25 protein-coding genes and 1 pseudogene are annotated in these 25,118 nt (G+C 59.6%); 20 read left to right on the forward strand and 6 right to left on the reverse strand.

What is annotated here, in order from left to right:
* The 10 genes from RGM3321_RS07955 to RGM3321_RS08000 all read left to right on the forward strand — a co-directional run.
* Positions 1-96, forward strand: a 96-nt coding sequence (locus RGM3321_RS07955) for an IS3 family transposase (RefSeq protein WP_244390993.1), incomplete at its 5' end; no start/stop codon positions are given.
* 285 nt (positions 97-381) lie between these two features.
* Entirely contained in the window at positions 382-1,596 is a 1,215-nt protein-coding gene (locus RGM3321_RS07960; protein ID WP_244392564.1) for a methyl-accepting chemotaxis protein, read from the forward strand.
* 9 nt (positions 1,597-1,605) lie between these two features.
* The gene (locus RGM3321_RS07965) at positions 1,606-1,974 is read left to right on the forward strand and encodes a response regulator (RefSeq protein WP_002553206.1); all 369 of its coding nucleotides are present in this window, start codon (positions 1,606-1,608) and stop codon (positions 1,972-1,974) included.
* A 23-nt stretch (positions 1,975-1,997) separates the two neighbouring features.
* Positions 1,998-2,288, forward strand: a complete 291-nt coding sequence (locus tag RGM3321_RS07970) for an STAS domain-containing protein (protein ID WP_244392458.1) — start codon at positions 1,998-2,000, stop codon at positions 2,286-2,288.
* Positions 2,289-2,334: 46 nt separating this feature from the next.
* Positions 2,335-4,437: a chemotaxis protein CheA gene (locus RGM3321_RS07975; RefSeq protein ID WP_244392460.1), complete on the forward strand. Its 2,103-nt coding sequence runs from the start codon at positions 2,335-2,337 to the stop codon at positions 4,435-4,437.
* A gap of 30 nt (positions 4,438-4,467) precedes the next feature.
* On the forward strand, positions 4,468-6,123 hold the full coding sequence (locus RGM3321_RS07980; protein WP_244392461.1) for a methyl-accepting chemotaxis protein: 1,656 nt from the start codon (positions 4,468-4,470) through the stop codon (positions 6,121-6,123).
* Positions 6,124-6,173: 50 nt separating this feature from the next.
* Complete coding sequence (locus RGM3321_RS07985; RefSeq protein ID WP_002553202.1) at positions 6,174-6,713, forward strand: chemotaxis protein CheW; 540 nt, start codon at positions 6,174-6,176, stop codon at positions 6,711-6,713.
* Between the two features lie 9 nt (positions 6,714-6,722).
* A complete protein-coding gene (locus RGM3321_RS07990; protein WP_244392462.1) occupies positions 6,723-7,532 on the forward strand; it encodes a CheR family methyltransferase in 810 nt (269 codons plus the stop codon).
* The gene (gene cheD, locus RGM3321_RS07995) at positions 7,529-8,062 is read left to right on the forward strand and encodes a chemoreceptor glutamine deamidase CheD (protein WP_244392464.1); all 534 of its coding nucleotides are present in this window, start codon (positions 7,529-7,531) and stop codon (positions 8,060-8,062) included. The genes RGM3321_RS07990 and cheD overlap by 4 nt, the downstream gene beginning before the upstream one ends.
* Positions 8,025-9,101, forward strand: a complete 1,077-nt coding sequence (locus RGM3321_RS08000; protein WP_244392465.1) for a chemotaxis response regulator protein-glutamate methylesterase — start codon at positions 8,025-8,027, stop codon at positions 9,099-9,101. The genes cheD and RGM3321_RS08000 overlap by 38 nt, the downstream gene beginning before the upstream one ends.
* A gap of 94 nt (positions 9,102-9,195) precedes the next feature.
* Here the strand turns inward: RGM3321_RS08000 and RGM3321_RS08005 are convergent, their stop codons facing one another.
* Positions 9,196-9,999 carry a type III effector gene (locus RGM3321_RS08005; RefSeq protein WP_244392466.1) on the reverse strand — a complete coding sequence of 268 codons (804 nt, stop codon included), beginning with the start codon at positions 9,997-9,999 and terminating at the stop codon, positions 9,196-9,198.
* 165 nt (positions 10,000-10,164) lie between these two features.
* A pseudogene (locus tag RGM3321_RS08010) lies at positions 10,165-10,275 on the reverse strand (type III effector); the annotation flags it as partial.
* A 115-nt stretch (positions 10,276-10,390) separates the two neighbouring features.
* Between RGM3321_RS08010 and RGM3321_RS08015 the strand changes: the two are divergent.
* The 10 genes from RGM3321_RS08015 (at position 10,391) to RGM3321_RS08060 (ending at position 18,501) form a co-directional block, all read left to right on the forward strand.
* Positions 10,391-11,404 (forward strand): LacI family DNA-binding transcriptional regulator, encoded by a 1,014-nt coding sequence (locus RGM3321_RS08015; RefSeq protein WP_244392468.1) that lies wholly within the window; start codon positions 10,391-10,393, stop codon positions 11,402-11,404.
* A gap of 258 nt (positions 11,405-11,662) precedes the next feature.
* Entirely contained in the window at positions 11,663-12,607 is a 945-nt protein-coding gene (locus RGM3321_RS08020) for a substrate-binding domain-containing protein (protein WP_244392470.1), read from the forward strand.
* Positions 12,608-12,618: 11 nt separating this feature from the next.
* A complete protein-coding gene (locus tag RGM3321_RS08025) occupies positions 12,619-13,395 on the forward strand; it encodes an ATP-binding cassette domain-containing protein (protein WP_005782656.1) in 777 nt (258 codons plus the stop codon).
* A gap of 14 nt (positions 13,396-13,409) precedes the next feature.
* On the forward strand, positions 13,410-14,429 hold the full coding sequence (locus RGM3321_RS08030; RefSeq protein WP_244392472.1) for an ABC transporter permease: 1,020 nt from the start codon (positions 13,410-13,412) through the stop codon (positions 14,427-14,429).
* Positions 14,426-15,541, forward strand: coding sequence for a phosphotriesterase-related protein (locus tag RGM3321_RS08035; RefSeq protein WP_244392474.1), 1,116 nt, complete (start codon positions 14,426-14,428; stop codon positions 15,539-15,541). Before RGM3321_RS08030 ends, RGM3321_RS08035 begins: the two co-directional genes overlap by 4 nt.
* Positions 15,538-16,293 carry a glutamine amidotransferase gene (locus tag RGM3321_RS08040; protein WP_244392476.1) on the forward strand — a complete coding sequence of 252 codons (756 nt, stop codon included), beginning with the start codon at positions 15,538-15,540 and terminating at the stop codon, positions 16,291-16,293. The genes RGM3321_RS08035 and RGM3321_RS08040 overlap by 4 nt, the downstream gene beginning before the upstream one ends.
* Before the next feature lie 12 nt (positions 16,294-16,305).
* Positions 16,306-17,430, forward strand: a complete 1,125-nt coding sequence (locus RGM3321_RS08045) for a M20 family metallopeptidase (RefSeq protein WP_244392478.1) — start codon at positions 16,306-16,308, stop codon at positions 17,428-17,430.
* A gap of 233 nt (positions 17,431-17,663) precedes the next feature.
* Positions 17,664-17,861, forward strand: a complete 198-nt coding sequence (locus RGM3321_RS08050; RefSeq protein WP_044318962.1) for a hypothetical protein — start codon at positions 17,664-17,666, stop codon at positions 17,859-17,861.
* A 64-nt stretch (positions 17,862-17,925) separates the two neighbouring features.
* The gene (locus RGM3321_RS08055) at positions 17,926-18,102 is read left to right on the forward strand and encodes a hypothetical protein (protein ID WP_244392480.1); all 177 of its coding nucleotides are present in this window, start codon (positions 17,926-17,928) and stop codon (positions 18,100-18,102) included.
* A 174-nt stretch (positions 18,103-18,276) separates the two neighbouring features.
* Positions 18,277-18,501: a hypothetical protein gene (locus RGM3321_RS08060; protein WP_002553187.1), complete on the forward strand. Its 225-nt coding sequence runs from the start codon at positions 18,277-18,279 to the stop codon at positions 18,499-18,501.
* A gap of 34 nt (positions 18,502-18,535) precedes the next feature.
* Here the strand turns inward: RGM3321_RS08060 and RGM3321_RS08065 are convergent, their stop codons facing one another.
* The 4 genes from RGM3321_RS08065 to RGM3321_RS08080 all read right to left on the reverse strand — a co-directional run bounded on the left by RGM3321_RS08065 (position 18,536) and on the right by RGM3321_RS08080 (position 24,996).
* Entirely contained in the window at positions 18,536-20,152 is a 1,617-nt protein-coding gene (locus RGM3321_RS08065) for a hybrid sensor histidine kinase/response regulator (protein WP_244392482.1), read from the reverse strand.
* 76 nt (positions 20,153-20,228) lie between these two features.
* Positions 20,229-21,593, reverse strand: a complete 1,365-nt coding sequence (locus tag RGM3321_RS08070; RefSeq protein ID WP_244392484.1) for a TolC family protein — start codon at positions 21,591-21,593, stop codon at positions 20,229-20,231.
* Positions 21,594-21,604: 11 nt separating this feature from the next.
* On the reverse strand, positions 21,605-23,743 hold the full coding sequence (locus tag RGM3321_RS08075; protein WP_244392486.1) for a peptidase domain-containing ABC transporter: 2,139 nt from the start codon (positions 23,741-23,743) through the stop codon (positions 21,605-21,607).
* Entirely contained in the window at positions 23,740-24,996 is a 1,257-nt protein-coding gene (locus tag RGM3321_RS08080) for an HlyD family efflux transporter periplasmic adaptor subunit (protein WP_244392488.1), read from the reverse strand. The genes RGM3321_RS08075 and RGM3321_RS08080 overlap by 4 nt, the downstream gene beginning before the upstream one ends.
* Positions 24,997-25,118: the final 122 nt, after the last annotated feature.

A 25,118-nucleotide genomic window follows, 5' to 3' on the forward strand; every position in this document is an offset into this window, starting at 1 on the left:
CTGGATGAGTACATCCGCTACTACAACAATGACCGCATCAAGCTGAAGCTAAACGGCTTGAGCCCCGTAAAATACAGGGCTCAGGCGGCGCGCTAAAACTGTCCAACTTTCGGGGGGCAGTCCACTGGAGCGTGAGGAACGGAGAGGCGTGCGGGGAGAACACTATCGTCATGCCGCTCTGGACGCTCTGCGCCCGCTCTTGGGTGAATCTCGCTCTGCGCCAACTTGCAGTGCCCTGAATACCCGCTATTTTTAATCTGACCGGGGTCTGCGCGAAGCGATCGGACGGAAGGCGCTCGTACAGGTATCAAGTTCGTCTGCGCCGTGCAGATAACCATTGAGTCGTGTACAACGCTGCACTGTTCAGGGATCGAACCCATGATGTCGAATCATTCCAGCAGTACTCCTGCGCAAAACCGCCAACGTTTCGTCTGGTTTTCTCTGATTCCCGTCATACCTGCCGCTGCCTGGATCCTCACGCAATCCGGGGCGAGTACGACCAATCTGGTCGCTTGCGCAGCACTGCTGGCTATCGGTCTCGGTGCCTGTGCACTGGCTGCCCGCACCCAGCAGAACGACGTGGGTCGGGCCGTTGCTCAAGCGCTGGACCATCACCAGGCACATAACGCTCAAACCAGCGCCATGGCCTCCCATGCACAGCTCAATGAAGTCTTTCTCGGTGCCATGCCGATCTGGGCCAAACAGGTCGAAAGCTCGCGCCAGCAAACCGAAACCGCCATTGTCGAGCTGAGCAGCCGCTTCATGGGAATTTCCAAACGCTTGCAGGAAACCGTACAGGCCTCGCAACACGCTGCCGGTGAGCTGGACGGTCAGAATGCCGATGGCGCTCTGAAGGTCCTGTCCCAGAGTGACAGCGAGCTGAGCCAGGTGATTGACTCACTTAAAGCCACCCAGGCTAGCCGCGACCAGACGCTCTCTCAGGTTCGCAGCCTGACCGCCTACACAGGCGAGTTGCGCACCATGGCCGCGGACGTCGCAGCGATTGCTGCGCAGACCAACCTGCTGGCCCTTAATGCCGCGATTGAAGCGGCCCGCGCAGGCGAAGCCGGCCGTGGTTTTGCCGTGGTAGCCGACGCGGTGCGCAGCCTGTCGAGCAAGTCCAGCGAAACCGGTCAGCAGATGTCGGCCAAGGTCGACATCATCAACAACGCCATCACGCAACTGGTGCAGGCCGCCTCCAGCGGTGCCGATCAGGACAGCCATTCGGTGGCAGCTTCCGAGCAAAGCATCCAGAACGTCCTGGAGCGCTTCCAGAGCATTACCGGTCGCCTGACCGAATCCGCCGACCTGCTCAAGCAGGAGAGCTACGGTATTCGCGACGAAATGACCGAAGTCCTTGTAAACCTGCAGTTTCAGGACCGGGTTAGCCAGATTCTCGCTCATGTACGCGACAACATCGACTCTTTGCACGCGCATCTGTTGCAAGCCAGCCAGTCTCCCGATGAGGCCGTCGCCATCGACGCCCGGCAATGGCTGGCGCGCATGGAGTCCACCTACGCAACCGACGAGCAACGCCGCACTCACCGCGGCGAATCGGCAGCACAGCGGGATTCGCAGGAAATTACGTTTTTCTAGGAGTAGATCATGGCTAAGAGTGTATTGGTGGTCGACGATTCAAGCAGTGTCCGGCAGGTTGTCGGCATCGCGCTGAAAAGTGCCGGATACGACGTTATCGAGGCTTGCGATGGCAAAGATGCACTGGGCAAGCTGACCGGGCAGAAAGTGCACTTGATCATCAGCGACGTGAACATGCCGAACATGGATGGCATCACGTTCGTCAAGGAAGTGAAGAAGCTGGCCAGTTACAAGTTCACGCCGATCATCATGCTGACCACCGAGTCTCAGGAATCGAAAAAGGCAGAAGGTCAGGCGGCAGGCGCAAAGGCGTGGGTCGTCAAACCGTTCCAGCCAGCGCAAATGCTCGCAGCGGTTTCCAAGCTGATCCTGCCCTGAGACCAAGGGCCATGGAGGCCAGCATGCCGACCCCAAACGACAATCAGGGCGACACCACCCGCGTGCAGATCGACGGCGAGCTGACGATCTACACCGTGACCGAACTCGCCGCCCGTTTGCTGCCGCAGATCACTGGTGCGGCGCGAGTGGAAGTCGACTTGTCACAAGTTACCGAGATGGACGGTGCCGGCCTGCAATTGCTGGCAGTCATCCAGCGCGAAGCCGGCAAGACCGGGACCTCGCTGCACATGACCGGGCAAAGCAAGGCAGTCACCGAAACCTTCGAGTTATGTAATCCCGGTGTCGTGCTTTAGCGCGTCCATTTGCATTATTGCCGAGTGATCGACCAAGGAAGCCATCGTGAGTATTAACCTCGATCAGGCACAGCAAACGTTCATTGTTGAAGCGCGTGAGCTTTTGCAGGCCATGGAGGAGTCCCTCCTGCAACTCGAAAGCGAACCCGGCGATCAGGACGCGATTGGCGCAGTGTTCCGCGCAGCGCACACCATCAAGGGTTCGGCCGGGCTGTTCGGGCTGACGCCTATCGTCAGCTTTACCCACATCGTTGAAGACGTGCTCGACCGCCTGCGTGAAGGCAGCGTTTCGGTGGACGCCGGGCTGATCGCGGTGTTGCTGAAGTCCGGCGATCACATGCTTGAGTTGATCGATGTGGTGGCCAGCCGTGGCGAGCCATTGCAGCCGCCCGCCCTGGAACGCGAAGCAGCACTGCGTCAGGCGTTACAGGTCTATCAGGCACCGGGCAATGCCCAGCCTGCTGACGAGGCGCGAGCGCCGAGCGTGATCGCTGAACAGCCTGCCGAAGTGCTATGGCATATTTCACTGCGCTTTGGCGTGGATGTGTTTCGCAACGGCATGGACCCGCTGTCGTTCCTGCGTTACCTCAATACTCTGGGGCAAATGGTTCAGGTCACCACCGTCACCGACAGCATCCCGGCGTTGGAAGCGTGGGACCCGGAATCCTGCCACCTGGGCTTCGAGATCGATTTTCGCTCGTCTGCCGGGCATGCCGCGATCAACGAAGTGTTCGACTTCGTGCGGGAAGACTGCGCTGTTGAAATCACCCCGGTGAACGAGACGCCAGACCACGTCGAGCCTACCGGCACCGAACTGGTCTCGCAGGCTGAACACAGCCCTGCGGTTGCCAGCGGCGAACTGCTGGGCGACCAGCGTGCCGTGCCGCGTGCGCCTGCGGCGGCAACAGCTGTAGAACGACCTTCTTCGGCCAGCGAGCAGAAAAACAAGGACGGCCGTTATGTTCGCGTCAATGCCGACAAGCTTGATGAGCTGATCAATCTGGTCGGCGAACTGGTCATTGCCAGCGCCGGGGCCAGCCTGCTCGCCCGTTCGTGCGACAACGACCCGCTTCAGGAAGCCAGCTCGACCGTGTCAGGGCTGGTCGAGCAAATTCTGGATGGCGCGCTACATCTGCGCATGATCCCCATCGGCGACACCTTCAATCGTTTCCGCCGCGTAGTGCGCGATGTCAGCCAGGAGCTGGGCAAGGACATCGATCTGATTATCAACGGTGCGGAAACCGAACTGGACAAGACCGTCGTAGAAAAGATCGGCGACCCGCTCATGCACCTGCTGCGCAATTCCATGGACCACGGCATCGAAAGCGCCGAAGCGCGTCGCGCGGCAGGCAAACCGGCAAAAGGTCATTTGAGCCTTAATGCGTACCACGACTCCGGCAGCATCGTCATTGAAATTGCCGACGACGGTGCGGGGCTCAACCGCGAGCGGATCCTCGACAAGGCCCAGCAGCGCGGGCTGGTGGCAGCGGGTGCGAGCCTCACCGATCAGGAGATCTACAACCTGATCTTCGAGCCCGGTTTTTCTACCGCCGAAGCCGTCACCAACCTGTCAGGGCGTGGTGTCGGCATGGATGTGGTGAAACGCAATATCACCTTGCTGCGCGGCGCTGTGGACCTGGACAGCCAGCCCGGTCAGGGCACCCTCGTACGCATCCGCCTGCCGCTGACGCTGGCGATCATCAACGGTTTTCTGGTCGGTATCGATCAGTCGACTTACGTCATCCCACTGGACATGGTTCAGGAGTGCATCGAGCTGGACGAACAGAATCGTCACCTGACCCGCGACAGCGGCTACCTCGATCTGCGTGGTGAAGTGTTGCCGCTGGTCTACCTGCGTGATCACTTCAATCATGAAGGCCCGGCTGCACGGCGCCAGAACGTGGTGGTGGTGCGCTACGCCGAACACAAGGCCGGGTTGGTGGTAGATGAGCTGCTCGGCGAGTTCCAGACCGTTATCAAACCGCTGGGCAAGCTGTTCGGCGCACTGCGCGGCATCAGCGGCTCGACGATTCTGGGCAGCGGTGCGGTGGCGTTGATTCTCGACATACCGGCCTTGCTCAACCAGATCGTCCAAATGGAAGCCCGCTCGACCCAGGCACCTCAAGCCCTGTTGCCCACTTCTCGCTGACGGATTCGCAATTCCCAAGGAGTTACTTCAATGAAATGGTTTTACGATCTGAAGATTTCCACCAAGCTGATTACCTCGTTCCTGGTGGTTCTGGCGTTGACCGCGGCCATGGGAGTCTTTGCCATTATCCAGTTGGGCCAGGTCAATCAGGCCGCCCAGGAAATCAAGGAAAACTGGATGCCGTCCATACGCGCGGCGTCGGGCATGCGCTTTTATGCCGCCAACTTCCGGCTGAAGGAAAACCGCCACATTGCTGCCGACTCTGCCCAGGAAAAGACGCAGATGGAGCTTGAGGCAGCAGAATCGCGCCAACAGTTTGAAACGCGGCTTGCCACTTACGACAAGTTGATCGTCAGCGATCAGGACCGTCAGATGTTCAGTGCCGTGAGTGCCTCCTGGTCCAACTATCTGAAAGTCAGCGACAATCTCTTCGCTCTCTCCCGGCAGGGCCAGGAGGCCGAAGCGCGTGCCTTGCTGCGCGGCGAGTCCAAACTGCACTTCGATGAAGTCACCAACCAATTGCAAAAGATGGTCGAGCTCAATGACGCCGGGGCAACTGCCGCTGGCGACAAAGGCACGAGCCTGTACGAAAGCGCGCGCATCTCGATCATTGCCGTGCTGGTTGCAGCCTTGCTGGTCGGCCTGGGTCTGGCGCTGTTCATTGCACGGGTTATTTCCCGCCCATTGAAAGAGGCAGCGACTGCCGCCGAGCAACTGGCCGAAGGCAATCTGAACGCCCACATCGGGCACGGTTCCAAGGACGAAACCGGCATGGTGCTGAACGCCATGCGCAACATGGTCGGCAAGCTGTCACACATTATCGGCGAAGTGCGTAATGCCGCCGACAATCTGGCCAGCGCTTCGGAAGAAGTCAGCGCCACCGCGCAGTCAATGAGCCAGGCCACCAGCGAACAGGCGGCCAGCGTCGAAGAGACAAGCGCGTCGGTGGAGCAGATGAGCGCCAGCATCAACCAGAACACCGAGAACGCCAAAGTCACCGATGGCATGGCCAGCAAGGCTGCCAAGGAAGCGACCGACGGCGGCGAATCGGTGCAGCAGACTGTCGTGGCGATGAAGAAAATCGCGCAACGCATCAGCATCATCGACGACATCGCTTACCAGACCAATCTGCTCGCCCTCAACGCGGCCATCGAAGCAGCCCGTGCGGGCGAACATGGCAAGGGCTTCGCGGTAGTGGCCGCCGAGGTGCGCAAGCTGGCTGAACGCAGCCAGGTCGCGGCTCAGGAGATTGGCGAGCTGTCGTCAAGCAGTGTGGAAATGGCCGAGAAGGCTGGCAAGCTGCTGGACGAAATGGTGCCTTCGATCAACAAGACTTCAGATCTTGTGCAGGAAATCAGCGCGGCGTCAGAGGAGCAGGCTGCCGGTGTGGCGCAAATCAACACCGCCATGACCCAGCTCAATCAGGTCACCCAACAGAACGCGTCAAGCAGCGAAGAACTGGCCGCCACCGCTGAAGAGATGAGCAGTCAGGCCGAACAGCTGCAACAGGCCATGAGCTTCTTCACCCTCGATGCATCGCCAAGGAATGTCGCACAAGGCAGCCCTGTCGACAGCCGCAGCAGCCCGAACCGCCAGCCCCCGCGCCCACCACAACAGGCTCCGCGCAAGGCGTTTGCGCAAAGCATGGCGGGTGCCCCGGACGAATCGGAATTCACTCGTTTCTGATGACTGGCTGCTGATTGCCGGCCTCGATAGCGATTCACAGGGAGAACGACATGGGCTCATTGGTCACGACTCGACAGACCGCCACGGCGGTCGAGGAAGAGGCGCAGTACCTGACATTCATGCTCGGTGGCGAGATGTTCGCCATCGGCATTCTGGGCATCAAGGAAATCATCGAATACGGCAGCCTGACGGTGGTGCCGATGATGCCCGCCTTCGTGCGCGGGGTGATCAACCTGCGCGGTGCCGTAGTGCCCGTGGTTGATCTATCGGCGCGCTTCGGGCGACAAAACTCGGACATCACCCGGCGCTCGTGCGTGATCATCATCGAGGCCAGCAGCGAGGACGGCCAGCCGCAGGACATCGGCCTGCTAGTCGATAACGTCTCGGCGGTGCTGGAAATACCGGCCTCGCAGATCGAACCGCCACCGAACTTCGGTGCGCGCATTCGTGCCGACTTCATCAGCGGCATGGCCAAGGTCGACGGCAAGTTCGTCATCGTCCTTGAGGTCGATCGCGTGTTGTCTATCGATGAGATGTCCAGCCTCGCCGAAGCAAGCCAGTCGCTGCCTTCCGACGCTGACGCGACGTGAGGCCTGCACATGCCTGATACAGCGTCGCTCACCGATCGCGAGTTCGGCCAATTCCAGGCCTGGCTGTACAACGCTGCGGGCATCAAACTGACGCTGGCCAAGAAAGCACTGGTGGCTGGCCGTCTGTTCAAGCGCCTCAAGCACTACCAACTGGACAACTATGGCGAGTATTTCAAGCTGATCATGGGCGACCAGCGCAATGGCGAGCTGCAAGTGGCGCTCGACCTGCTGACCACCAACGAAACGTACTTCTTTCGCGAGCCCAAGCATTTTGATTTTCTGCGCCAGCAGGTGCTGACCAAGGTGACGCCGGGCAAGGTATTCAGGGTCTGGAGCGCCGCCAGTTCATCTGGCGAAGAGCCTTACAGCCTGGCAATGACGCTGGCGGAACATCTGGGCACCACCCCCTGGGAAGTGGTCGGCTCGGACATCAGCACTCGCGTGCTGAGCAAGGCGCGCAGCGGGCACTATCCCATGGAGCGCACCGAAACCCTGCCGCAACCATTGTTGTTCAAATATTGCCTGAAGGGCATTGGCCGTCAGGAAGGCACCTTTCTGATCGACAAGTCGTTGCGCAGCCGGGTCAGCTTCGTGCAGGTCAACCTCAATGACACTCTGCCCGATCTGGGGGAATTCGACGTGATCTTTCTGCGCAACGTAATGATTTATTTCGATCAGGAAACCAAGAGTAAAGTCGTTGCGCGATTGCTGCCGCGTCTCAAGTCAGGGGGTTATTTCATCATCAGCCATTCGGAGAGCCTCAACGGCATAAACGACACGCTGAAACTCGTCTCCCCTTCGATATACCGCAAGCCATGATCAAGCCCGTCGGCGTGGCCGAAATAGTCCTGGCTCCCGGCGAAGTGGTCTTCGAGACCCGGCCTGCGCGCCTGCGCACACTGTTGGGCTCGTGCGTAGCAATCACGTTCTGGCACCCGTGGCGGCGTATTGGTGGTATGTGCCACTTCATGCTGCCAGGGCGTATTCGCAAGGGTCAGCCACTGGACGGCAAATACGCTGATGAAGCGCTGGAGATGCTTATTATCCATGCGCTGGCCAGCGGTACGCTTCCGGAGGAGTATCAGGTCAAGCTGTTCGGCGGCGGCGAGATGTTTCCCGCTCAGCGCCACGACCAGCAGATGCACAACGTCGCAGATCGCAACATCAATGCGGCGCTGACGCTGGCCAACCGACATCACCTGAAACTGACGGCTCAGGACATGGGCAGCACCGGTCATCGCAACATCATCTTCGACCTGTGGAACGGAAACGTATGGGTCAGGCACCAACCAATGGAAGCAATCGAAAAAGATGCCAAACAAAAAAATCAGCGTATTGCTGGTCGATGATTCGGCCGTCGTTCGCCAGGTACTCGTGGCCATTCTCAACGACACCCCCGATATTCATGTCATGGGCGCGGCGTCAGACCCGATATTCGCCATGGCCAAGCTGGCTCAGGAATGGCCGGACGTCATCGTGCTGGACGTGGAAATGCCACGCATGGACGGCATCACCTTTCTCAAGAAGATCATGAGCGAACGGCCGACGCCGGTAGTGATCTGCTCGTCGCTGACCCAGAAAGGCGCAGAAACCTCGTTGCAGGCGCTGTCTGCCGGAGCGGTGGAAATCATCACCAAACCTACCACCGGCCTGAAGAACTTCCTCATTGACTCAGCCGCCGAGCTGGTCGCGGCAGTCCGCGCAGCGGCGAACTCCAACGTCAAAAACCTTGGCAAGCGCACGGCTCCGCCCGTTTTGGCCCCGGCAAGCAAACTCACCGCCGACGCCATTTTGCCCGCAGCCAACGGTCACGCCATGGCGCAGACCACCGAGCGCATTGTGGCCATCGGCACCTCGACCGGCGGCACCCAGGCACTGGAAGCGGTGCTGACTGCCCTGCCCAGAGTCTGTCCGGGCATGGTCATCGTCCAGCACATGCCGGAAAAATTCACCGCCTCGTTCGCTGAACGCCTCAACGGCTTGTCGCAGATCGAGGTACGCGAAGCCAGAAACAACGACCGCATCCTGCCTGGCCTGGCCCTGATCGCACCCGGCGGCAAACACATGATGGTCACTCGCAGCGGCGCCTATTACCACGTTCAGGTCATCGACGGCCCACTGGTCAACCGCCACCGCCCTTCAGTGGACGTGCTGTTTCGTTCGGTCGCCAAATTCGCCGGCAAGAATGCCACGGGCATCATCATGACCGGGATGGGCGACGACGGCGCACGCGGATTAAAGGAGATGCTTGATGCCGGCAGCTCGACAGTGGCTCAGGATGAAGCCAGTTGCGTAGTGTTCGGCATGCCCAAGGAAGCCATCAAACTGAACGCTGCGCAGAGGATCATGCCACTGCAGGAAATTCATCAGGCGATATTGCACCGATGAACCCGGAGCTGTCGCCGTGCAACCAGCGTTTCTTTCGACACCCACGTTTCACAATAGAAACCCCGGTCGCACGGCCGTGCTCAGAAGAACAGCCTTACCGGGCCCACGGCGGTGGCAGCAAGGCCTGATGGTCAGCGCTGGACCTGGATGACCCTGAAGCCCCGTCAGAGAATGAGACCAACTGGAAAAAAGGCTCTGCCTCCAGGTTTTTGTGCTGATTGGAAGTCCCTGATCTGTTGCTTTTATGCTCATTGCGATAAGACGCATAGCTCCAGTGCCCAGGGGAGACATCGGAGTCCGGGCGATGGCTGCTCTGCCTCACACCGGCGGCGCTCAACTCCTGTTCGATACTGCTGATCATCCCCCTCATTTTGCCCATGTACTCTGGGCTGTAGGTGTTATCTGCACGGTCAGGCTTGGCGTAGATCGTGAACTGAGCGCCCAGCGCCACGCGCTGCTTTGCCGCCGGCATCTCTGCCTGCAGGCATTTCATGTCAGTCACTTTCCACGAGTCCACCGGGCTGTCGCTCGCCTGCAGTATTTTGCCTATCGCATTGAATGCGTCCGGTACATCCTCAGGCGCCACGCTGAGGTGGATCTTGTCTCCGGCAAACTCCCCCTTGCAGTTCGGCTCCAGGCGATCCATATGGATGAAGACCTCAGACCCCGTCATCTTGAAATGATTGGCGGCAGTCCAGCCACCGTGATTTTCACCCAGCGCGCTTTGCGCGACTTCATAAGTGGGGGCACGGTGATTAACGGCGAAACGTGTCTGTGTGTTGGCACGCACTTCGCGCTGATTCAAACGGCGCAATTCTGCACCTGCATCTTTCTTCACAGTCGGCTGGGCAATTGCCGTATTGAGTTTTAAATTGAATGCGGGTCTGTTGATAGGCATAGCTTTTATACCTGCTACTTATCGGTCATGAAAACAATGGGTTGCGCCGATGCCGCAGCATCTGCTCAACCTCTCCAACTCGCCGCTCTGCACTGGTCGTTGAGGACCTCGCAGATAGCTGCCCGCTGAGTGGTCGACAGGCAAAACAGGTTCCATGAAACAGGATCAGGACAATTGATCACCTATCGAGAAACCGACATCGTGTTTGATCTTGCCGTTCTCGAACTGATCCATCCATGGCAGCACATCGGTGCCAGCTGCTTTCAAGGCGTCCATACGGATTTTTTCGACGCCACCCGCAGAGAAAATCGTCGGGGTGTTCGAGCACGCATGAGAAGATACCGGCACCTCACTTCAATGCTTCGTTCTTCAGGCATCAAAGCCGATCGCTATGACCAGACCCGTAACGCTTCAGGATGTCGCCAACCATGCAGGCCTTTCCAAGGCTGCGGTGTCGCGCTATCTGAACCAGAGCATCAGCCTGCCGCCGGAAACGGCGCAACGTATCGACACGGCGATCAAGGCGCTGGACTACCGGGGCAACAGTCTGGCCCGGCGCCTGAGCAAAGGCGGCAGTGAGACCATCGGCCTGGTGCTGCCGGACATCGCCAACCCGTTTTTTGCCGAGCTGGCAGACGCGGCCGAGGAAGAGGCATCCGCACATGGTTACAACCTGGTGCTGTGCGTAACCCGCAACCTGCTTGAACGCGAAAGCACTTTTGTTCGCTGGCTGGACTCACGTAACGTCGACGGGTTGCTGCTGGTCAGCAATCGCCCGGATGATGGCACTCTGGCCCGTCAATTGGCGAGCTACCGCAATATCATTCTGCTGGACGAAGATGTTCCCGGCACCACCCAGCCCAAGGTGTTTGCAGATAACCATCAAGGCGGTCGCCTGGCCACTGACTACCTCATCCGCCATGGTCTTCGGCGTATCGCCCATGTGTCCGGGCCGTCAGCCTTGATGAGCGCACGCGAGCGCTATGCCGGCTACCGTGAAGCACTCGCCCTGGCCAACATTGCAGAAATGCCCGAATACGTGTGTTTTGGTGATTACAGTCGTGAATACGGGCGCCTTGCAGCCGCACAATTGCTTGACCTGCCCCGCCCCCCTGAGGCGATTTTCGCCGCCAGTGACTTCATCGCGCTGGGCGTGCTCGACGTTCTCCGGGAGCGCAATATCAGTGTGCCCGGCGCAATGTCACTGGTAGGCTTCGACGATGCCGTTTACGCCAGCCTGTTGACCCCGCCGCTGTGCACTATCCGCCAATCCTCGCGGGAACTTGGTCGGCGCGGAGTGGCGCAACTGCTGCAAAGAATGACCGGCGGCGAATGTGCGCAGGATGTGCTGCGAGTACCCGTAGAGCTGGTCTGCCGGGGAACGGTAGCAAGACGCAGTGACTGATTGCGGGGCATCGGGTAACACCGCGCGTTAAATCGGTGCAGGGTAACGATGCATTGAAAAGGCGGTATTAATCAGAAACCAGCGCGCATCAGGGCTGGAAGGTCGTAGGTACGTGCGTTCTGGCAAATGGCATAAAATCTGCTTTCACCCTTGTTCAAACCCGAAGACAAACTCCAACTTGTCTTTTTTTTGAGACAATTGGTAAACCGGTTTACCGATCTGATTTGCCGCCCCGGCAATCGGACAAGGAGGATGGCAATGCTGCGTTTCAGCAAGCGTTTCACCCTGACCCTCGGCGCTGTTCTGGCCTTGGCGTTGTCACCCATCATTCAGGCCCAGACCGGCAAACGTCTGGCTCTGGTACAGGTCAACCAGCAGGCGCTGTATTTCACCCAGATTACCCAGGGCGCACAGGCTGCGGCGAAAGCTGCCGGAGCAGAGCTGGTGGTGTTCAACGCCAACGACAATCCGTCAGCCCAGAACGACGCCATCGAGGCCTATATTCAGGACAAGGTCGACGCCATTCTGGTCTGCGCCATCGACGTGAATGGCATCAAGCCTGCGGTCAGCGCCGCAGCGCAAGCCGGTATCCCCGTGGTGGCGATAGATGCGGTAATTGATGGTGACAACTCCGTACAGGTCGGTGTCGACAACCGCGAAGCAGCCCGTCAGATCGGCCAGTACACCGGCGAATACATCAATCGCGAACTCGCGGGCAAGGCCAGCATCGGCGTGGTCGGTGCCTTGGGCTCCTATGTGCAGAATCTGCGTCTGGACGGTTTCCGCGAGGGCCTGGCAAAGACCGCCAGCCAGGCGAAGATCGTCAATACCGTAGACGGCAACAACGTACAGGACACCGCCCAGGCTGCGGCGGAAAACCTGCTGACCGCCAACCCTGAATTGCAGATCATTTATGCCACCGGCGAACCCGCCCTGATTGGCTCGGTAGCAGCCAGCATGTCGCAGGGTACAGGCGAGCGGGTGAAAATTTTCGGTTGGGACCTGTCTTCTCAAGCGGTGCAAGGGCTTGATGACGGCTCGGTTGCCGTGGTGGTGCAACAGAACACTCAGGCCATGGGCAAGACGGCAGTGGATTCGGCTCTGGCGCTGCTGTCCGGAAAGTCGGTGACACGCGAACAGAGTATTCCCGTCACGCTGGTGACCAAAGCCAACCTGGCCGCTTATCGCGCCGAGTTCAAATAAGAGGGCTCAGTATGCAAACGCCTGGCGAAGTGCCTCGGGTACAGATGAGCGCGATCACCAAACACTATGGCTCGATAGCGTCGTTGCGCGGTGTTGACCTGCTGCTGCAGCCCGGTGAAGTGCTGGGGCTGGTGGGCGACAACGGCGCAGGCAAATCCACGCTGACCAAGATCCTCTCGGGTGCAGTGCTGCCTACCAGTGGACGTATCGCCATCGACGGCGAAGAAGTCAGCTTCAGCGGCCCGGCAGATGCTCAACGCTGTCATATCCAGATGGTTTATCAGGACCTGTCGCTGTGCGACACAGTCGACGTGGCCGGCAACCTGTTCATGGGCCGTGAGCCGATGCGCCGGGTGTTCGGTGTGCCGTTGCTCGATGAGACGCGCATGCATCAGGAAGCCCGGCAGATCCTTGAAGCGCTGGGCATCACCATCCCTGATACCCGTGCGCAGGTTCGCCATCTTTCAGGCGGCCAGCGCCAGGCCGTTGCGATTGCCCGCGCGGCTGCCTTCGGCCCCAAGGTTCTGATCATGGACGAACCCACCGCGGCGCTTGCGGTAGCCGAAGTCGAGGCAGTGCTGGAGCTGATTCGCACCATAAGCCGCAAAGGCGTCAGCGTGATTCTGATCACCCACAGGTTGCAGGACCTGTTCCTCGTCTGCGACCGGATCATGGTGATGTATGACGGGGCCAACCTGGCCGAGCGAAGGATCGCCGACACCGACCTCAACGAGGTCGTCGAACTTATCGTCGGGCACAAATTCACTGCCCGCTCCGCTTGTGCCTGAGAGGACACGACTTCATGAACACTCTCGACCTGACACGCCAACGTATCCTGCCGCAATCGCGGCTCAAGCGCGTGCTGCACGATTTCCCCGGCGTGGTCAGCATCGGCCTGTTTTTCGCCCTGTGCCTGGTGCTATTCACGCTGGTGACTGACAACTTCCTGAGCAGTGCAAACCTGCTTAATGTCATTCGCCAGAACGCCCCGTTGCTGATCGTCGCCGTGGCAATGACGCTTGTCGTCACCACCGGCGGCATTGACCTGTCCGTGGGCTCGACGCTGGCCCTGGTCGGGGCGCTGGCCGCCATGGCGCTCAATGCCTGGCACCTGCCATGGCCGCTGGTACTCGTCGGCGGGCTCGGTGTGGGGGCGATGATCGGCGCGTTGAACGGCTATTTCATAGCCTACGCGGGCATCCCGGCGTTTATCGTCACCCTCGCTACCCTGACCATCATTCGCGGCCTGGCAATGCTGTTGACGCAAGGCTACTCAATTCCCGTACCACGTGAAGAGACCGTGTTTCTGAGCCTCGGGCGCGGCTGGTTTCTGGGTGTGCCGCTGGCCGCCTGGCTGGCCCTGCTGGCGGCGCTCGGCGGGGCGTTGATGCTCGGCAAAATGCGTTTCGGACGCTACCTCACCGGTATTGGTGCCAACGCCGAAAGTGTACGCCGCGCTGGGGTCAACCACAGGGGTGTATTGCTGCGGGTGTACATGCTCAGCGGTATGGCAGCGGCGCTGGCGGGCATGATTGTCACGGCGCGTTTAGGCAGCGGCTCTTCGAATCAGGGTGAAGGCTTTGAACTGGAAGTGATCGCCGCCGTGGTGCTTGGCAGCACCAGTCTGTTTGGTGGTTTCGGCACGATCGTCGGCACGCTGCTGGGAGTTCTGACCATGGCTGCGATCAAGAACGGGCTGATTCTGGCCCACATTTCACCGTTCTACACGCAAATTGCCACCGGCCTGATCGTGCTGCTGGCAATCTGGCTTAACACGCGCATTCTGCGCACTGGCCGTCCACTCGGGAGGGCTGGAGCATGAGCCTGTTCCGTCATTCCTCGCCCCTGCCCGTCGGCGTCGACAGCGGTCATGCCATGAGTGTGCTGGGGCCTGTGCCCGTCGAGCGTCTGGGCGTGACCTTGATGCACGAACATATCCTGCTCGATGCCTCAGGCAAATGGGTACCGCCCAGTTGCTGCGGCGAGCGCCATCTGGCCGAGCGTCCGGTCAGCATGGAACTACTGGGCGAGCTGTACATGAACCCATTGGTCAGCCGTGACAACTGCCAATTGTTCGATGTCGACCTGGCTTGCGAGGAACTGCTGAAATACCGCGCCCTGGGCGGTGAAACGGTAGTCGATCCAACCAATCTGGGCATCGGTCGCGACCCGCAAGCGCTGCAACGCATCGCCCGCCTGACCGGCCTGAACATCATCATGGGTGCCGGTTTTTATCTGGAGCCCTCGCACCCGCATTACGTGCGCGAACGCTCGGTGGAACAACTGGCGGAGCAGATCATTCATGACGTGGGCGGTGGCGAGGAAAAGCCGGAGGTGATTGCCGGGCTGATCGGCGAGATTGGCGTTTCTGCCGCATTCACGGCTGACGAAGAGAAATCACTGCGTGCCGCAGCCCGTGCAAGTGCCGCGACCGGCGTACCGCTTTCGGTGCATCTGCCGGGCTGGGAACGCCTCGGCCACCGGGTGCTGGACATTGTTGAAGCGGAAGGTGCCGACCTGCGCCACACGGTGCTGTGCCACATGAACCCCAGCCACAGTGACCCCGCCTACCAGCACGCACTGGCGGCACGCGGAGCGTTTCTGGAATACGACATGATCGGCATGGGTTACTACTTCGCCGACGAGCACGCGCAGTCGCCCGGCGATGAAGAAAACGCGCGGGCCATCGTCGCCCTGATCGAGCACGGCTTCGGCTCGCAGGTGCTGTTGTCTCAGGACGTCTTTCTGAAAACCATGCTGACCCGCTACGGCGGTCATGGTTATGGCTACCTGCTGAAACACTTTGTCCCGCGCCTGCGCCGTCATGGCGTTACCGGTGAACAACTCGAAAACCTTTTGATCGACAACCCGCGCCGGGTCTTCCAGCGCGGCTTCCAGGCTCCTTTTTCATCGCAGAGGAATGCAACGTCATGAAACAGTCCGTATTGCTGGCTGGCGAATCATGGGTCAGCACGTCAACCCACATCAAAGGCTTCGATCAGTTCGATAGCGTCACGGCGCACAACGGTGCCCGACGCCTGCTCGCGGCCATGACCGACAGCGATTACCAGATCACTCAGATGTGCGCCGATCAGGCCCAGACCGACTTCCCGGCCACGATCGAAGCCCTGAGCCAGTATCAAGCGGTGATCCTCTCCGACATCGGTGCCAATACTTTGCTGCTGCACCCCGACACATGGCTGCGCGGCCAACGCACACCCAACCGCCTGAAGGCCCTGCGCGAGTATGTATTGCAGGGCGGCGCATTGATGATGGTCGGCGGCTATTTCAGTTTCCAAGGTATCAACGGCGGCGCGCGCTACCGTGGCACCCCTGTGGAAGACGTCTTGCCCGTGCGTTGTCTGCCGTATGACGACCGCATCGAAGTGCCGGAAGGCTTCCTGCCGCAGCTCAAGACCGAGCACCCCATACTGCAAGGCCTGGGCGGCGAATGGCCGTACCTGCTTGGTTACAACGAAGTGGAGCTGCACCCGGAAGCCCGATTGCTGGCCACCGTCGGGGGCTCTGATCACCCGCTGCTCGCCGCGCGCGAAGTCGGTGCCGGGCGCACGCTGGCCTGGACCAGCGACCTCTCCGAGCACTGGCTGCCGGAAGCCTTTCTCAACTGGGACGGCTATCGCCGCTTCTGGATCAACAGCCTCGACTGGCTGACTCGCCGCACCTGACCGGAGGCCCCGATGCTCGATGACGCGATTGCCCTGACCCGCGCCCTGCTGGCGTTCCAGACTCTCAACCCACCGGGCGATGAAGAGGCCTGTGCAGCCTTTCTCGCCGAACAGCTGATCCGCCACGGGTATCGCTGCGAGTTGCAGCGCTTCGGTGAGCGCCGTTTCAATCTGGTGGCCTGGCTTGACGGTGAAGGCCCTGGCAAACCCCTGGGGTTCACTGGCCACTTGGATACCGTACCGTTGGGCAATGCCACCTGGAAGCACTCACCGTTTGCCGGCGAGATTGTCGATGGTCTGCTGTACGGGCGCGGAGCCAGCGACATGAAGGCCGGCATTGCCGCCTTCATCGTGGCCTGCCAGCGCAGCCGTGCCGCCATTCAGCGCGGCCCGGGCGTTCGCTTGTTGCTCACCGGCGGAGAAGAAACAGGATGTGATGGCGCCCGCGCACTGTGCACTGACGCTCCCCATTTGCTTGGCGAACTCGGCGCACTGCTGGTCGGCGAACCGACTGCCAACTATCCGATACTCGGGCACAAGGGCGCATTGTGGCTACGCTGCGCCAGCCACGGTCTTACGGCGCATGGAGCAATGCCGGAAGAGGGCGTGAATGCCATCTATCTCGCCGCCCGACATATCGACCGCGCACAGACCTTTGAGGTGGGCCCGGCCCATCACCTTATGCGCAAGCCGACCCTGAACGTCGGCACTATCAGTGGAGGCCTGAACATCAACTCGGTCCCGGACTACGCAGAGTTCACCCTCGACCTGCGTACAGCGCCGAATCTGGACCATGATGAGATCCGCACGCGATTGGCGGCGCATCTGGGCAACGGCGCAGAGTTGAGTACCCTGATTGATTTGCCTGGTGTTTGCGCCGACCCCGACGATCCCTGGGTCCGACAGGTTTTTATCCGCTGCCAGGCTTTGCATGACGCTCCTTTGCAGGCGCAGGCCGTACCCTACTTTACCGATGCCGCGGTGCTGCTACCCTCCGTCGGCCACCCACCCACTCTTATTCTCGGCCCGGGAGAGCCGAGCATGGCCCACAAGGTGGATGAGTATTGTGAGGTCAGCAAACTTCAACAGTGCGTCGAGCTGTATGCCGGCTTGATCGAAGACTGGGCAAACATTTAATCCACTGCTGCAGCGCAACACACTAACACCTCACAATAATAGCCTTTTAATATTAAGCCACTGCCTTAGCACACCTGTACTATTTCTTTAGCCTGCGCACTGGTTAAGTATTGTAACGGCCATTAACAAGTATCAGGCAATGACTGAAATGCCTGTAACACGCTAATGGCTTACTGACCAGAACCTTTGAAATGACACAAAAAAGGTGATTTCAAATGAATAAGGAATTGATGATGCGCGAACTCGACAATGAAGAACTGGCACAGATCGGTGGCGGTATGACAGTAGGAGAAGGCGTGGCAGCCATAGGCGTAGTAGCCGCGGCAACGGCGCTGGCTCCGGTGACTGCGGTCGGTGCTGGTGTCATATTGGCCGGCGTGGCAGGGGCCAGTGCGATTGACGCCTTTCAGACCTACCAGATGGCGCAGTAACAAGCCTTGCCATTCCGGGTGGGCAGCGCAGTGCAGGCACCTGCCGGGAAAACAGGAGGACATTATGATGCCCGATCGTCATAAGCTCTTTGGGAAAACCGTCAATTCGTCGGGACTGTTCTGGCTGGCAGCGCTTGCGTTTCTTATTGCCGCCAGTCTTGATTTTCAATGGCATTACATTGGCCTTGCCGGCATGTTTACAGCGGTGGCCGCCATCGCTCGGCGTCGGCAGGAAACCTGACAAGCCCAGACTCATGATGAATGACTTGATCATCTAACCTCTTGCAACGGTTGGTCCGGCTGCAAAACTCACAGACCGCCAGCCTCTGGATGCAACTGATTGCACACGAGGATCAAGTCACCCGACCGCCAACTCGGTTTACCATATTTTTCAATAACGACCACGAGGTTTGACATGATTATCCGCAATCAGAAAACCACTGGAACCACCGTCGACAATTATTCGGTTCATGCTCATGTACTGACCGACGCCGAGATGTACAGCGTCTCCGGTGGTGCCGATTTCACCATCATGCCGGTGCCTGGCATCGGCGTGATCAAACCGGACCCGATCTGCGTCTATCCATTCCCTGACGTGCCCCCGCCGTCGGATATTCGCGGGCCATTCATTACTGCCTGATGCACCTGAATTCCCTGGCCCGTGTGCACGCAGGTCAGGGAATACTCATCCGCCGCTCGCGAATCGAGAGCAGGTTCAGGCGCAGTTCCGAAGGCCGCAACGGCTTGGACAACACTGACACTTCCGCGCCCTGCATTGACTCAAGCACGACTTCCACTTCCCGCCCGGTAACAATCAGCGCAGGCACGTCCCAGCCACGGGCAGCTCGTATGCCCTCGATGCAGTCCAGACCGTTGGCCACTGTGCCCAGATCGTAATCGGCGACGATAATGTCGCAATGAGTGGTCAACCCCTCCGCCGATCGGGCGGTCTGCACTTCGCATCCCCATCGTTCAAGCAGCGCTGCGGTGGCCATCAGAACGTTCTGGTCGTCCTCCACCAGACACACCCTGACCCCTTTGAGCAGGCTCTCGCCCAATGCTTTCTTGGGTACCACCCGAACAGGCGCGCTCACCTCTTCAAGCCCATGAATGGTGACCGTAGTCCCGCGGTCTATTCGCGAGACAATCGCGATTTGCACATTGAGAATCTGGCTGAGCCTTTTGACGATGGACAACCCCAACCCGACGCCCTCCACGTCTTTGTCGCGCACATGGCGGATGCGGTAGAACTCGTCACAGACCCTGGGCAGATGTTCGGCAGCAATACCCCGGCCCTGGTCATACACACTGATCGACAGACGCCCCGCATGGCTGCGCACGCCGATCAGCACCGGGTGGTCAGGGGCATATTTGAGCGCATTGGAAATGATGTTCTGCACCATCGTAGCGAGCAAAGTGGCATCGACCCTGACCCAGCGCCGACAAGGTCGCACCCGAAGCTCTACACCGGCCCAGCGGGCGGCCGCAGCGTTCTGATGAGCGACTTCATTAAGCATGTCACCCAGATTGACCACATCCGACTTGGCTGAAACCTTGCCGCTGTCCAACGTGTAAATATCCAGAATCGAGCGAAACAGCTGTGACACGTTGTGCAGGGAGCGATCGATATTATCGACCAGTTGACGCTCATAATCGCCCAGCGGGCTGGACCGCAGGCAAGCGGTAAACATGCCGATGGAGTGGATGGGCTGGCGCAGGTCATGGCTGGCCTGAGCCAGAAACCGTTCCTTCTCGCGATTGGCCACAGTCGCCTGCTCTGACGCCTCGCGAGCCCTCACCAACAGAATGTGCGCATAGCCAGGCACCAGAATAGTGACGGCGACTAGCATCAAGACCATAAATGGCTGCGCCTGCCAGTACGGCGTCAATTGATAGATGACCAGTATCGCCAACAAGGCCAGGGACGCTGCAATTGCAAGGTATCGCGAACCAAAGCGCATGCCGTTGCCCAGAGTGACCCAGACCATCACGCTGAAAACCGGCAGTGTTGCCTCGCCGCCAACGATCAGTCCGACGGAAATGGCAGTGTAGTCATGCACCATCCCGAGTACACGGCGCAACGCGAATACACCTGGATAGCTGATGATGTGCTGGCGCAAGACCAGAGAAACCACCAGAAAGCCCGCATAGTAGAAAATGATGGGCTGATAGGTGGCAACCTTGAGCCCCGGCAGAAGGCCAATCAACGATACATAGCTGATCGCGAACGTCGCCACGATCAACCGCAAGGTAGCCTGATCCAGTTCAGCGTTTTTCTTTCGGTCTTTCATGGACGCACCTCGTTGTGCAGCGAGCGCAGTACATTCTTGCGTCCATGCAGTCGATCACGCGGGGCCTGTGACGGCATCAGTCGCCGATGTTCAGGCTGCCAAGGTCAGACGCCAACTGCAGCTTGGCGTTATGCCAGTTGACCAGAGACTCCACGCGTTTCTGAGTCGCCGCGCTCAGATCGTTTTGCGAGCGCAGAAGCTCAAGAATACTGCCAACGCCTGCTTTGTAACGACCCTGGGCAATTTCGTAAGACTTGCTGGCACTCTCGACAAAAAGACGACTGATTGCCAGCGCCCTTGTTCTGGACTCCAGAGTCTGTCGACTCTTCCAGACACTAAGCGCAATACTGTTTTCAACCTCGTGCAGGGCCTGTTCGCGGGCGTCGCTTTCGTAACGGGCGGCCCGCGCTCTGCGCCGATTGAGAAAGCCATCGAAAATCGGCACGGTGATTTGCACACCGATGGTCCAGGTGTTCACCTCCTGACGGGTTGAAACCTGCTCGATAGGCGTGTCCTGACGGCTGTAATTGCTGAACAGCGACACCGTCGGCAGCCCCTGGGCTTTTGCCGCATCGGCCTTGGCCTGGCTGGCCGCCCAGTCAGCGCGGGCCTTTTCGATAGCTGGATGGGACGCTCTGGCCTGCTCCATCAGGCTATTGACGTTGCCCAGGAACACTCCTTCATCGGCCCCGGGCTCATCCAGCTCAACCAGCTTGAGCAGTGCCGACGGCGACAACCCCAGCTGACTGGCCAACTCGCCTTGCACCGCCGCCAGATCGCCCTCCGCCATGACCCTGTTCAACTGTGCTTCGGCATAACTGGATTGAGCCTGGAGACGATCCGTCTGCTCGCCGGCACCCGCGCGATACTTTGCGTCAGCGGCTTTCAGACTATTGGCCGCCAGACGCTCGGCGCTGATTCTGGCGTGCAACAACGCCATGTTCGCCTGCACTTGATAGAAAACCCGGGCGGTAGCAAGCATCGACTTCTGCACCTCTTCGATCCGGCTGCTACTGGCGACATTCAACAACTGCCGGGCGCTTTCGACGTTGGCGGCGCGCAGACCAAAGTCGAACAATACCCAGCTCAGGTTGAGGCCGTAGACGCTGGTGTTGGAGTTCAGCCTGGAGTCGGCTTCGGGAAAACCCGGGTAGCGCGTGGTCTTGCCAGCCCGCCCCTTTTGAAACTGCCCCTGCACGGTCGGATAGTAAGCCGAATGCTCGGCATCCAGGTCAGCCTGCCGTGCCAGCTCGGTCAGCCACACCTCACGCAATTTCGGATCGGCACACAGCGCGACAGACACGGCCGTTGCCAGACTCAATGCGTCTGGCAAACGACTGGAGCCGGGGCACGCTTCCACACGAGCATCGGCCAGGCACAACGACGCCATTAACAGGCCGAAAGCGCTCAACAGACACTGCCAGCCAGCGCAACGAATCATGCCCCGCCGCCTCACGCTGAAGGAGCCTCATTGAGCAACGGGCCATCGTAGGCAACCCGGCCTTGCGCAAGCGCCACGACCCGATCCGCCGTGCGGATGGTTTCCGGGCGGTGGGCAACGATGATGCGGGTGATGTTCAACGTTTGCAGCGCCTGATTGACCGCGGCTTCCCGGGTGATATCCAGGTGGCTGGTCGCTTCATCGAGAAACAGGAGTTGCGGGCGCTTGTAGAGGGCGCGGGCCAGTAGCACCCTTTGCTTCTGCCCACCGGACAGTACCGTGCCCATGTCGCCCACCAGCGTGTTATAGCCCATCGGCATCTGCGCTATATCATCGTGGACTGCAGCCAGATGCGCGCATTGCTCGATCCACTTCTGATCGGCACCGGTTTCGAAAAAGCTGATGTTGTCGCCGATGGAACCGGCGAACAGCACATCGTCCTGAAGCACCGTACCGGTGATACGGCGCAGCCTGCCGATGTTTTCCGGCCCGACCGGCAAGCCATCCAGCAGAACACTGCCTGCGCAGGGCGCCAGAATGCCCAGCATGACATTGAGCAAGGTACTTTTACCGCCACCCGATGGACCCACGATGGCTACCGATTCGCCTGCGCGGATATGAATCGACACGTCGTCCAGCACATACGGTTCATGCTCGGAATAGCGAAAGCGCAATTGACGCACTTCAAGGCTGGGCACCCTGTCGTTGCACGCGTCATCGAACTCATCCGGACCAGCAATCGGCTCGGCATCGTGCAGCACGATATCGGCGAGCCGTTCACCGTGCAGGCGCAACATGATCACGTCGACAATCTTGTCGATCAAACCGGCCACACGACCGTTGAACTGCTCCTTGTACGCGTTGAAAGCAATCAGCATACCGGCGCTGAACTGCCCTTCCAGAACCAGCCCGGCCCCCATCCAGATAACAATGATCGTAACCTGCCCGAACAGCACGCCATTGAAGGCGCGATAGGCCAGTTGCAGTTTTTGCGGGTGCAGACCGGCATTGATTTCCTCGACCAGTAAAGCGCTCCAGGCACTGCAACGCTGCTCATGCCGATTGAACAGCTTGATGGTGCGCACGCCGCGCGCACTTTCCAGAAAGTGCGACTGCTGGCGAGCAGCATGGACCAGCTGGTTCTCGCTGGCACGCCGCAACGGCCCGAACCAGATCCAGCGCGCCAGACCGTAGATAATCATCGCCACCACAGCAACGAGCGCCAGCTTTGGGCTATAGGCAATCATCAGCCCCAGCGTGACGACCGTCATCAGCCCGTCCAGCAGGGCTTCAATGAACGATGTGGTCACGGTCTGCTGGATGGCCTTCAGAGAACCGAAGCGCGAGACGATATCGCCCAGATGACGACGCTCGAAAAATGCCACCGGCAGGCGCAGCAGATGGGTAAAGACATTGATCTGCCACTGTGACCCGAGCATCGTGCCCAGGTACATCAGCGCCCACGCACGGGCCAGCGCAACGGTGTGCTGAATGATCAGCAATAGGCCAAAGCCGATCGCCAGCACCGTCAGCAGGTCCAGGTCTGCGCTGACCAGCACCTTGTCGATAACGGTCTGCATGAAGAACGGACTGAGGATGGTGCACAGCTCCAGCGCCAGGGCCAGAAGCAACACCTGCGTCAGCACCCGGCCAAAGCCCTGTACTCGTCCCAGCAGTTTGCGCAGCGGGATCGGCGGCTGTGCAGCGGCGGGCTGAAAATCACTTTCCGGCCACAACTCCAGTGCCACGCCGGTAAATGCTGCCGACACCTCGTCAAGCGTCAGCTTGCACACGCCACGCCCCGGATCATGCACCACCACACCGCGTGCGTTGACCTCCTTGAGCACTACGAAATGGTTGAAGTTCCAGTGCAGCACGCAGGGCAACTGCAACTGACCGAGCGCATTCAGCTCGACCCGCAAAGCACGGCTGCCCAACCCGAGCCGCGCCGCCATGTGGGTCAGTTGCTTGAGGTTGACCCCTTTCATTGAGGGCGAGAGACGTTGCCGCAACGACAAGAGGTCACTGTGCTGGCCGTGATAACTGGCGATCATGGCCATGCACGCCAGGCCACATTCAGTGGCTTCGGCCTGGAGCACCACCGGCAGCTTTCTCCCCACACCAAAAGCGAAGGTATTTCTCAGGTTCAAAGCCGCTTTCCTATTCCGCGCAAGGGCTCCAGCATCCACTCATAGAGCGGCAGCCTTTCCTGCATGATGTCGGCGTCCAGTTGCATACCGGAACGCAAGCGCTCATGCATGCCCTGGCCATCGATGGATTGAGACGCCAGGGCAACCGTGACCCGGTAGAAAGGCCCCTGTTCACGCATCGGCTCAGAAACGTTGCCCAGGGTCATGACTTCATCGGCCGGCAAGGCGGTACGCGAGATCGATGACACCCTGCCCGGTTGCAGTCCAAAGCGTTGATAGGGATAGGCCTGGTAACGCAACATCACCGTGTCACCAGCGCGCACGAACCCCACGGAGCGGCTGGGCAGATACAGTTCGGCGTGCAGTTTTGCGTCGGCAGGCACAACGCTCAGTAACGGTCGCGTACTGTCGACTCGCGATCCATTGGAGACCGCGATCGCCGTGGCCTCACCCAGCGTCGGTGCGGTGATGAAAATCTCTCGCTTGGTTTCACTTTCGATCAAGCGGTCCTGATTCTCGGCCAGTCTGCGTCGCAGATCGGCAAGCTGCTTGCTCTGGTTGAACGGCAGCTCGACCAGTTCAGCCCGCAGCCTGGTACTTTCGGCACGAACCGTCAGCAGCGAGCGATTCAGCTCTTCGCCGCGCAGGCGCATGTCCAGAACTGCATCCTGCTTTTCCTGAAGCTGATCACGGGACACGTAGTCCTGGCGTTGCAGGTTGGCGTAGCGCTCGGCAAGGCCCTTGGTCAAAGCCAGCCGCTGACGCGTCAGGTCGATCTGCGCGAGTATTTTCTGCTGCTCGGTTTCAAGCGCCGCGACCTGACGTTTCTTGCCCTCCAGCTCCTGAAGATGCAGAGCGAGCGTCTCGTCGATTTCCTGAGCGAGGCTTTCCTGACGCCGTTTGATCGACAGGCTGATCGCCCGTTGCGCGCCACCCGCCTCACCGCTTTGTGTGTCGCTGGACAAGGCCATCAGCACGGCACCGTCTGTAACGTGTTGCCCCTCGACGATGTCGAGCCGGGTGATCACGCCAGCTTGTGGTGAGTAGATCCTGATCAGGCCGGTTTCAGGCAGCAGTACGCCGCTTGCGGCCGTACGTTTGGTGTAGGTGGCGAAGGTCAGGAACAGGCCCATGCTGATGCAAAACAGCAACGCCACCGCAGCGGCCAGCCTCATCGACAATGGACTGACCAGCAAAACCGTCCCCAACGTACTGCGCTTTTGCGCATCAAGCGCCTCAGGTCGAAAGAGCATGAATGACCATCGCTTCAATCATCAGGAATGCTCCATAAAACAGGCACCATAAACGGGCGACGCATTACAGCCCTGACGACAACTAACCTCAATAGCACACATGAACTAATGGCCAAAAGACA

The organism is Pseudomonas sp. RGM 3321 (genome assembly GCF_022836805.1).
Taxonomy (GTDB): Bacteria; Pseudomonadota; Gammaproteobacteria; order Pseudomonadales; family Pseudomonadaceae; genus Aquipseudomonas.

Excerpts from the sequence above, each read along its gene's own strand:
- RGM3321_RS07960 (WP_244392564.1), top strand. The coding sequence starts at position 382 with ATGTCGAATCATTCCAGCAGTACTCCTGCGCAAAACCGCCAACGTTTC.
- RGM3321_RS07965 (WP_002553206.1), top strand. The coding sequence starts at position 1,606 with ATGGCTAAGAGTGTATTGGTGGTCGACGATTCAAGCAGTGTCCGGCAG.
- RGM3321_RS07970 (WP_244392458.1), top strand. The coding sequence starts at position 1,998 with ATGCCGACCCCAAACGACAATCAGGGCGACACCACCCGCGTGCAGATC.
- RGM3321_RS07980 (WP_244392461.1), top strand. The coding sequence starts at position 4,468 with ATGAAATGGTTTTACGATCTGAAGATTTCCACCAAGCTGATTACCTCG.
- RGM3321_RS07985 (WP_002553202.1), top strand. The coding sequence starts at position 6,174 with ATGGGCTCATTGGTCACGACTCGACAGACCGCCACGGCGGTCGAGGAA.
- RGM3321_RS07990 (WP_244392462.1), top strand. The coding sequence starts at position 6,723 with ATGCCTGATACAGCGTCGCTCACCGATCGCGAGTTCGGCCAATTCCAG.
- cheD (WP_244392464.1), top strand. The coding sequence starts at position 7,529 with ATGATCAAGCCCGTCGGCGTGGCCGAAATAGTCCTGGCTCCCGGCGAA.
- RGM3321_RS08000 (WP_244392465.1), top strand. The coding sequence starts at position 8,025 with ATGCCAAACAAAAAAATCAGCGTATTGCTGGTCGATGATTCGGCCGTC.
- RGM3321_RS08005 (WP_244392466.1), bottom strand. The coding sequence starts at position 9,999 with ATGCCTATCAACAGACCCGCATTCAATTTAAAACTCAATACGGCAATT.
- RGM3321_RS08015 (WP_244392468.1), top strand. The coding sequence starts at position 10,391 with ATGACCAGACCCGTAACGCTTCAGGATGTCGCCAACCATGCAGGCCTT.
- RGM3321_RS08020 (WP_244392470.1), top strand. The coding sequence starts at position 11,663 with ATGCTGCGTTTCAGCAAGCGTTTCACCCTGACCCTCGGCGCTGTTCTG.
- RGM3321_RS08025 (WP_005782656.1), top strand. The coding sequence starts at position 12,619 with ATGCAAACGCCTGGCGAAGTGCCTCGGGTACAGATGAGCGCGATCACC.
- RGM3321_RS08030 (WP_244392472.1), top strand. The coding sequence starts at position 13,410 with ATGAACACTCTCGACCTGACACGCCAACGTATCCTGCCGCAATCGCGG.
- RGM3321_RS08035 (WP_244392474.1), top strand. The coding sequence starts at position 14,426 with ATGAGCCTGTTCCGTCATTCCTCGCCCCTGCCCGTCGGCGTCGACAGC.
- RGM3321_RS08040 (WP_244392476.1), top strand. The coding sequence starts at position 15,538 with ATGAAACAGTCCGTATTGCTGGCTGGCGAATCATGGGTCAGCACGTCA.
- RGM3321_RS08045 (WP_244392478.1), top strand. The coding sequence starts at position 16,306 with ATGCTCGATGACGCGATTGCCCTGACCCGCGCCCTGCTGGCGTTCCAG.
- RGM3321_RS08050 (WP_044318962.1), top strand. The coding sequence starts at position 17,664 with ATGCGCGAACTCGACAATGAAGAACTGGCACAGATCGGTGGCGGTATG.
- RGM3321_RS08055 (WP_244392480.1), top strand. The coding sequence starts at position 17,926 with ATGATGCCCGATCGTCATAAGCTCTTTGGGAAAACCGTCAATTCGTCG.
- RGM3321_RS08060 (WP_002553187.1), top strand. The coding sequence starts at position 18,277 with ATGATTATCCGCAATCAGAAAACCACTGGAACCACCGTCGACAATTAT.
- RGM3321_RS08065 (WP_244392482.1), bottom strand. The coding sequence starts at position 20,152 with ATGAAAGACCGAAAGAAAAACGCTGAACTGGATCAGGCTACCTTGCGG.
- RGM3321_RS08070 (WP_244392484.1), bottom strand. The coding sequence starts at position 21,593 with ATGATTCGTTGCGCTGGCTGGCAGTGTCTGTTGAGCGCTTTCGGCCTG.
- RGM3321_RS08080 (WP_244392488.1), bottom strand. The coding sequence starts at position 24,996 with ATGCTCTTTCGACCTGAGGCGCTTGATGCGCAAAAGCGCAGTACGTTG.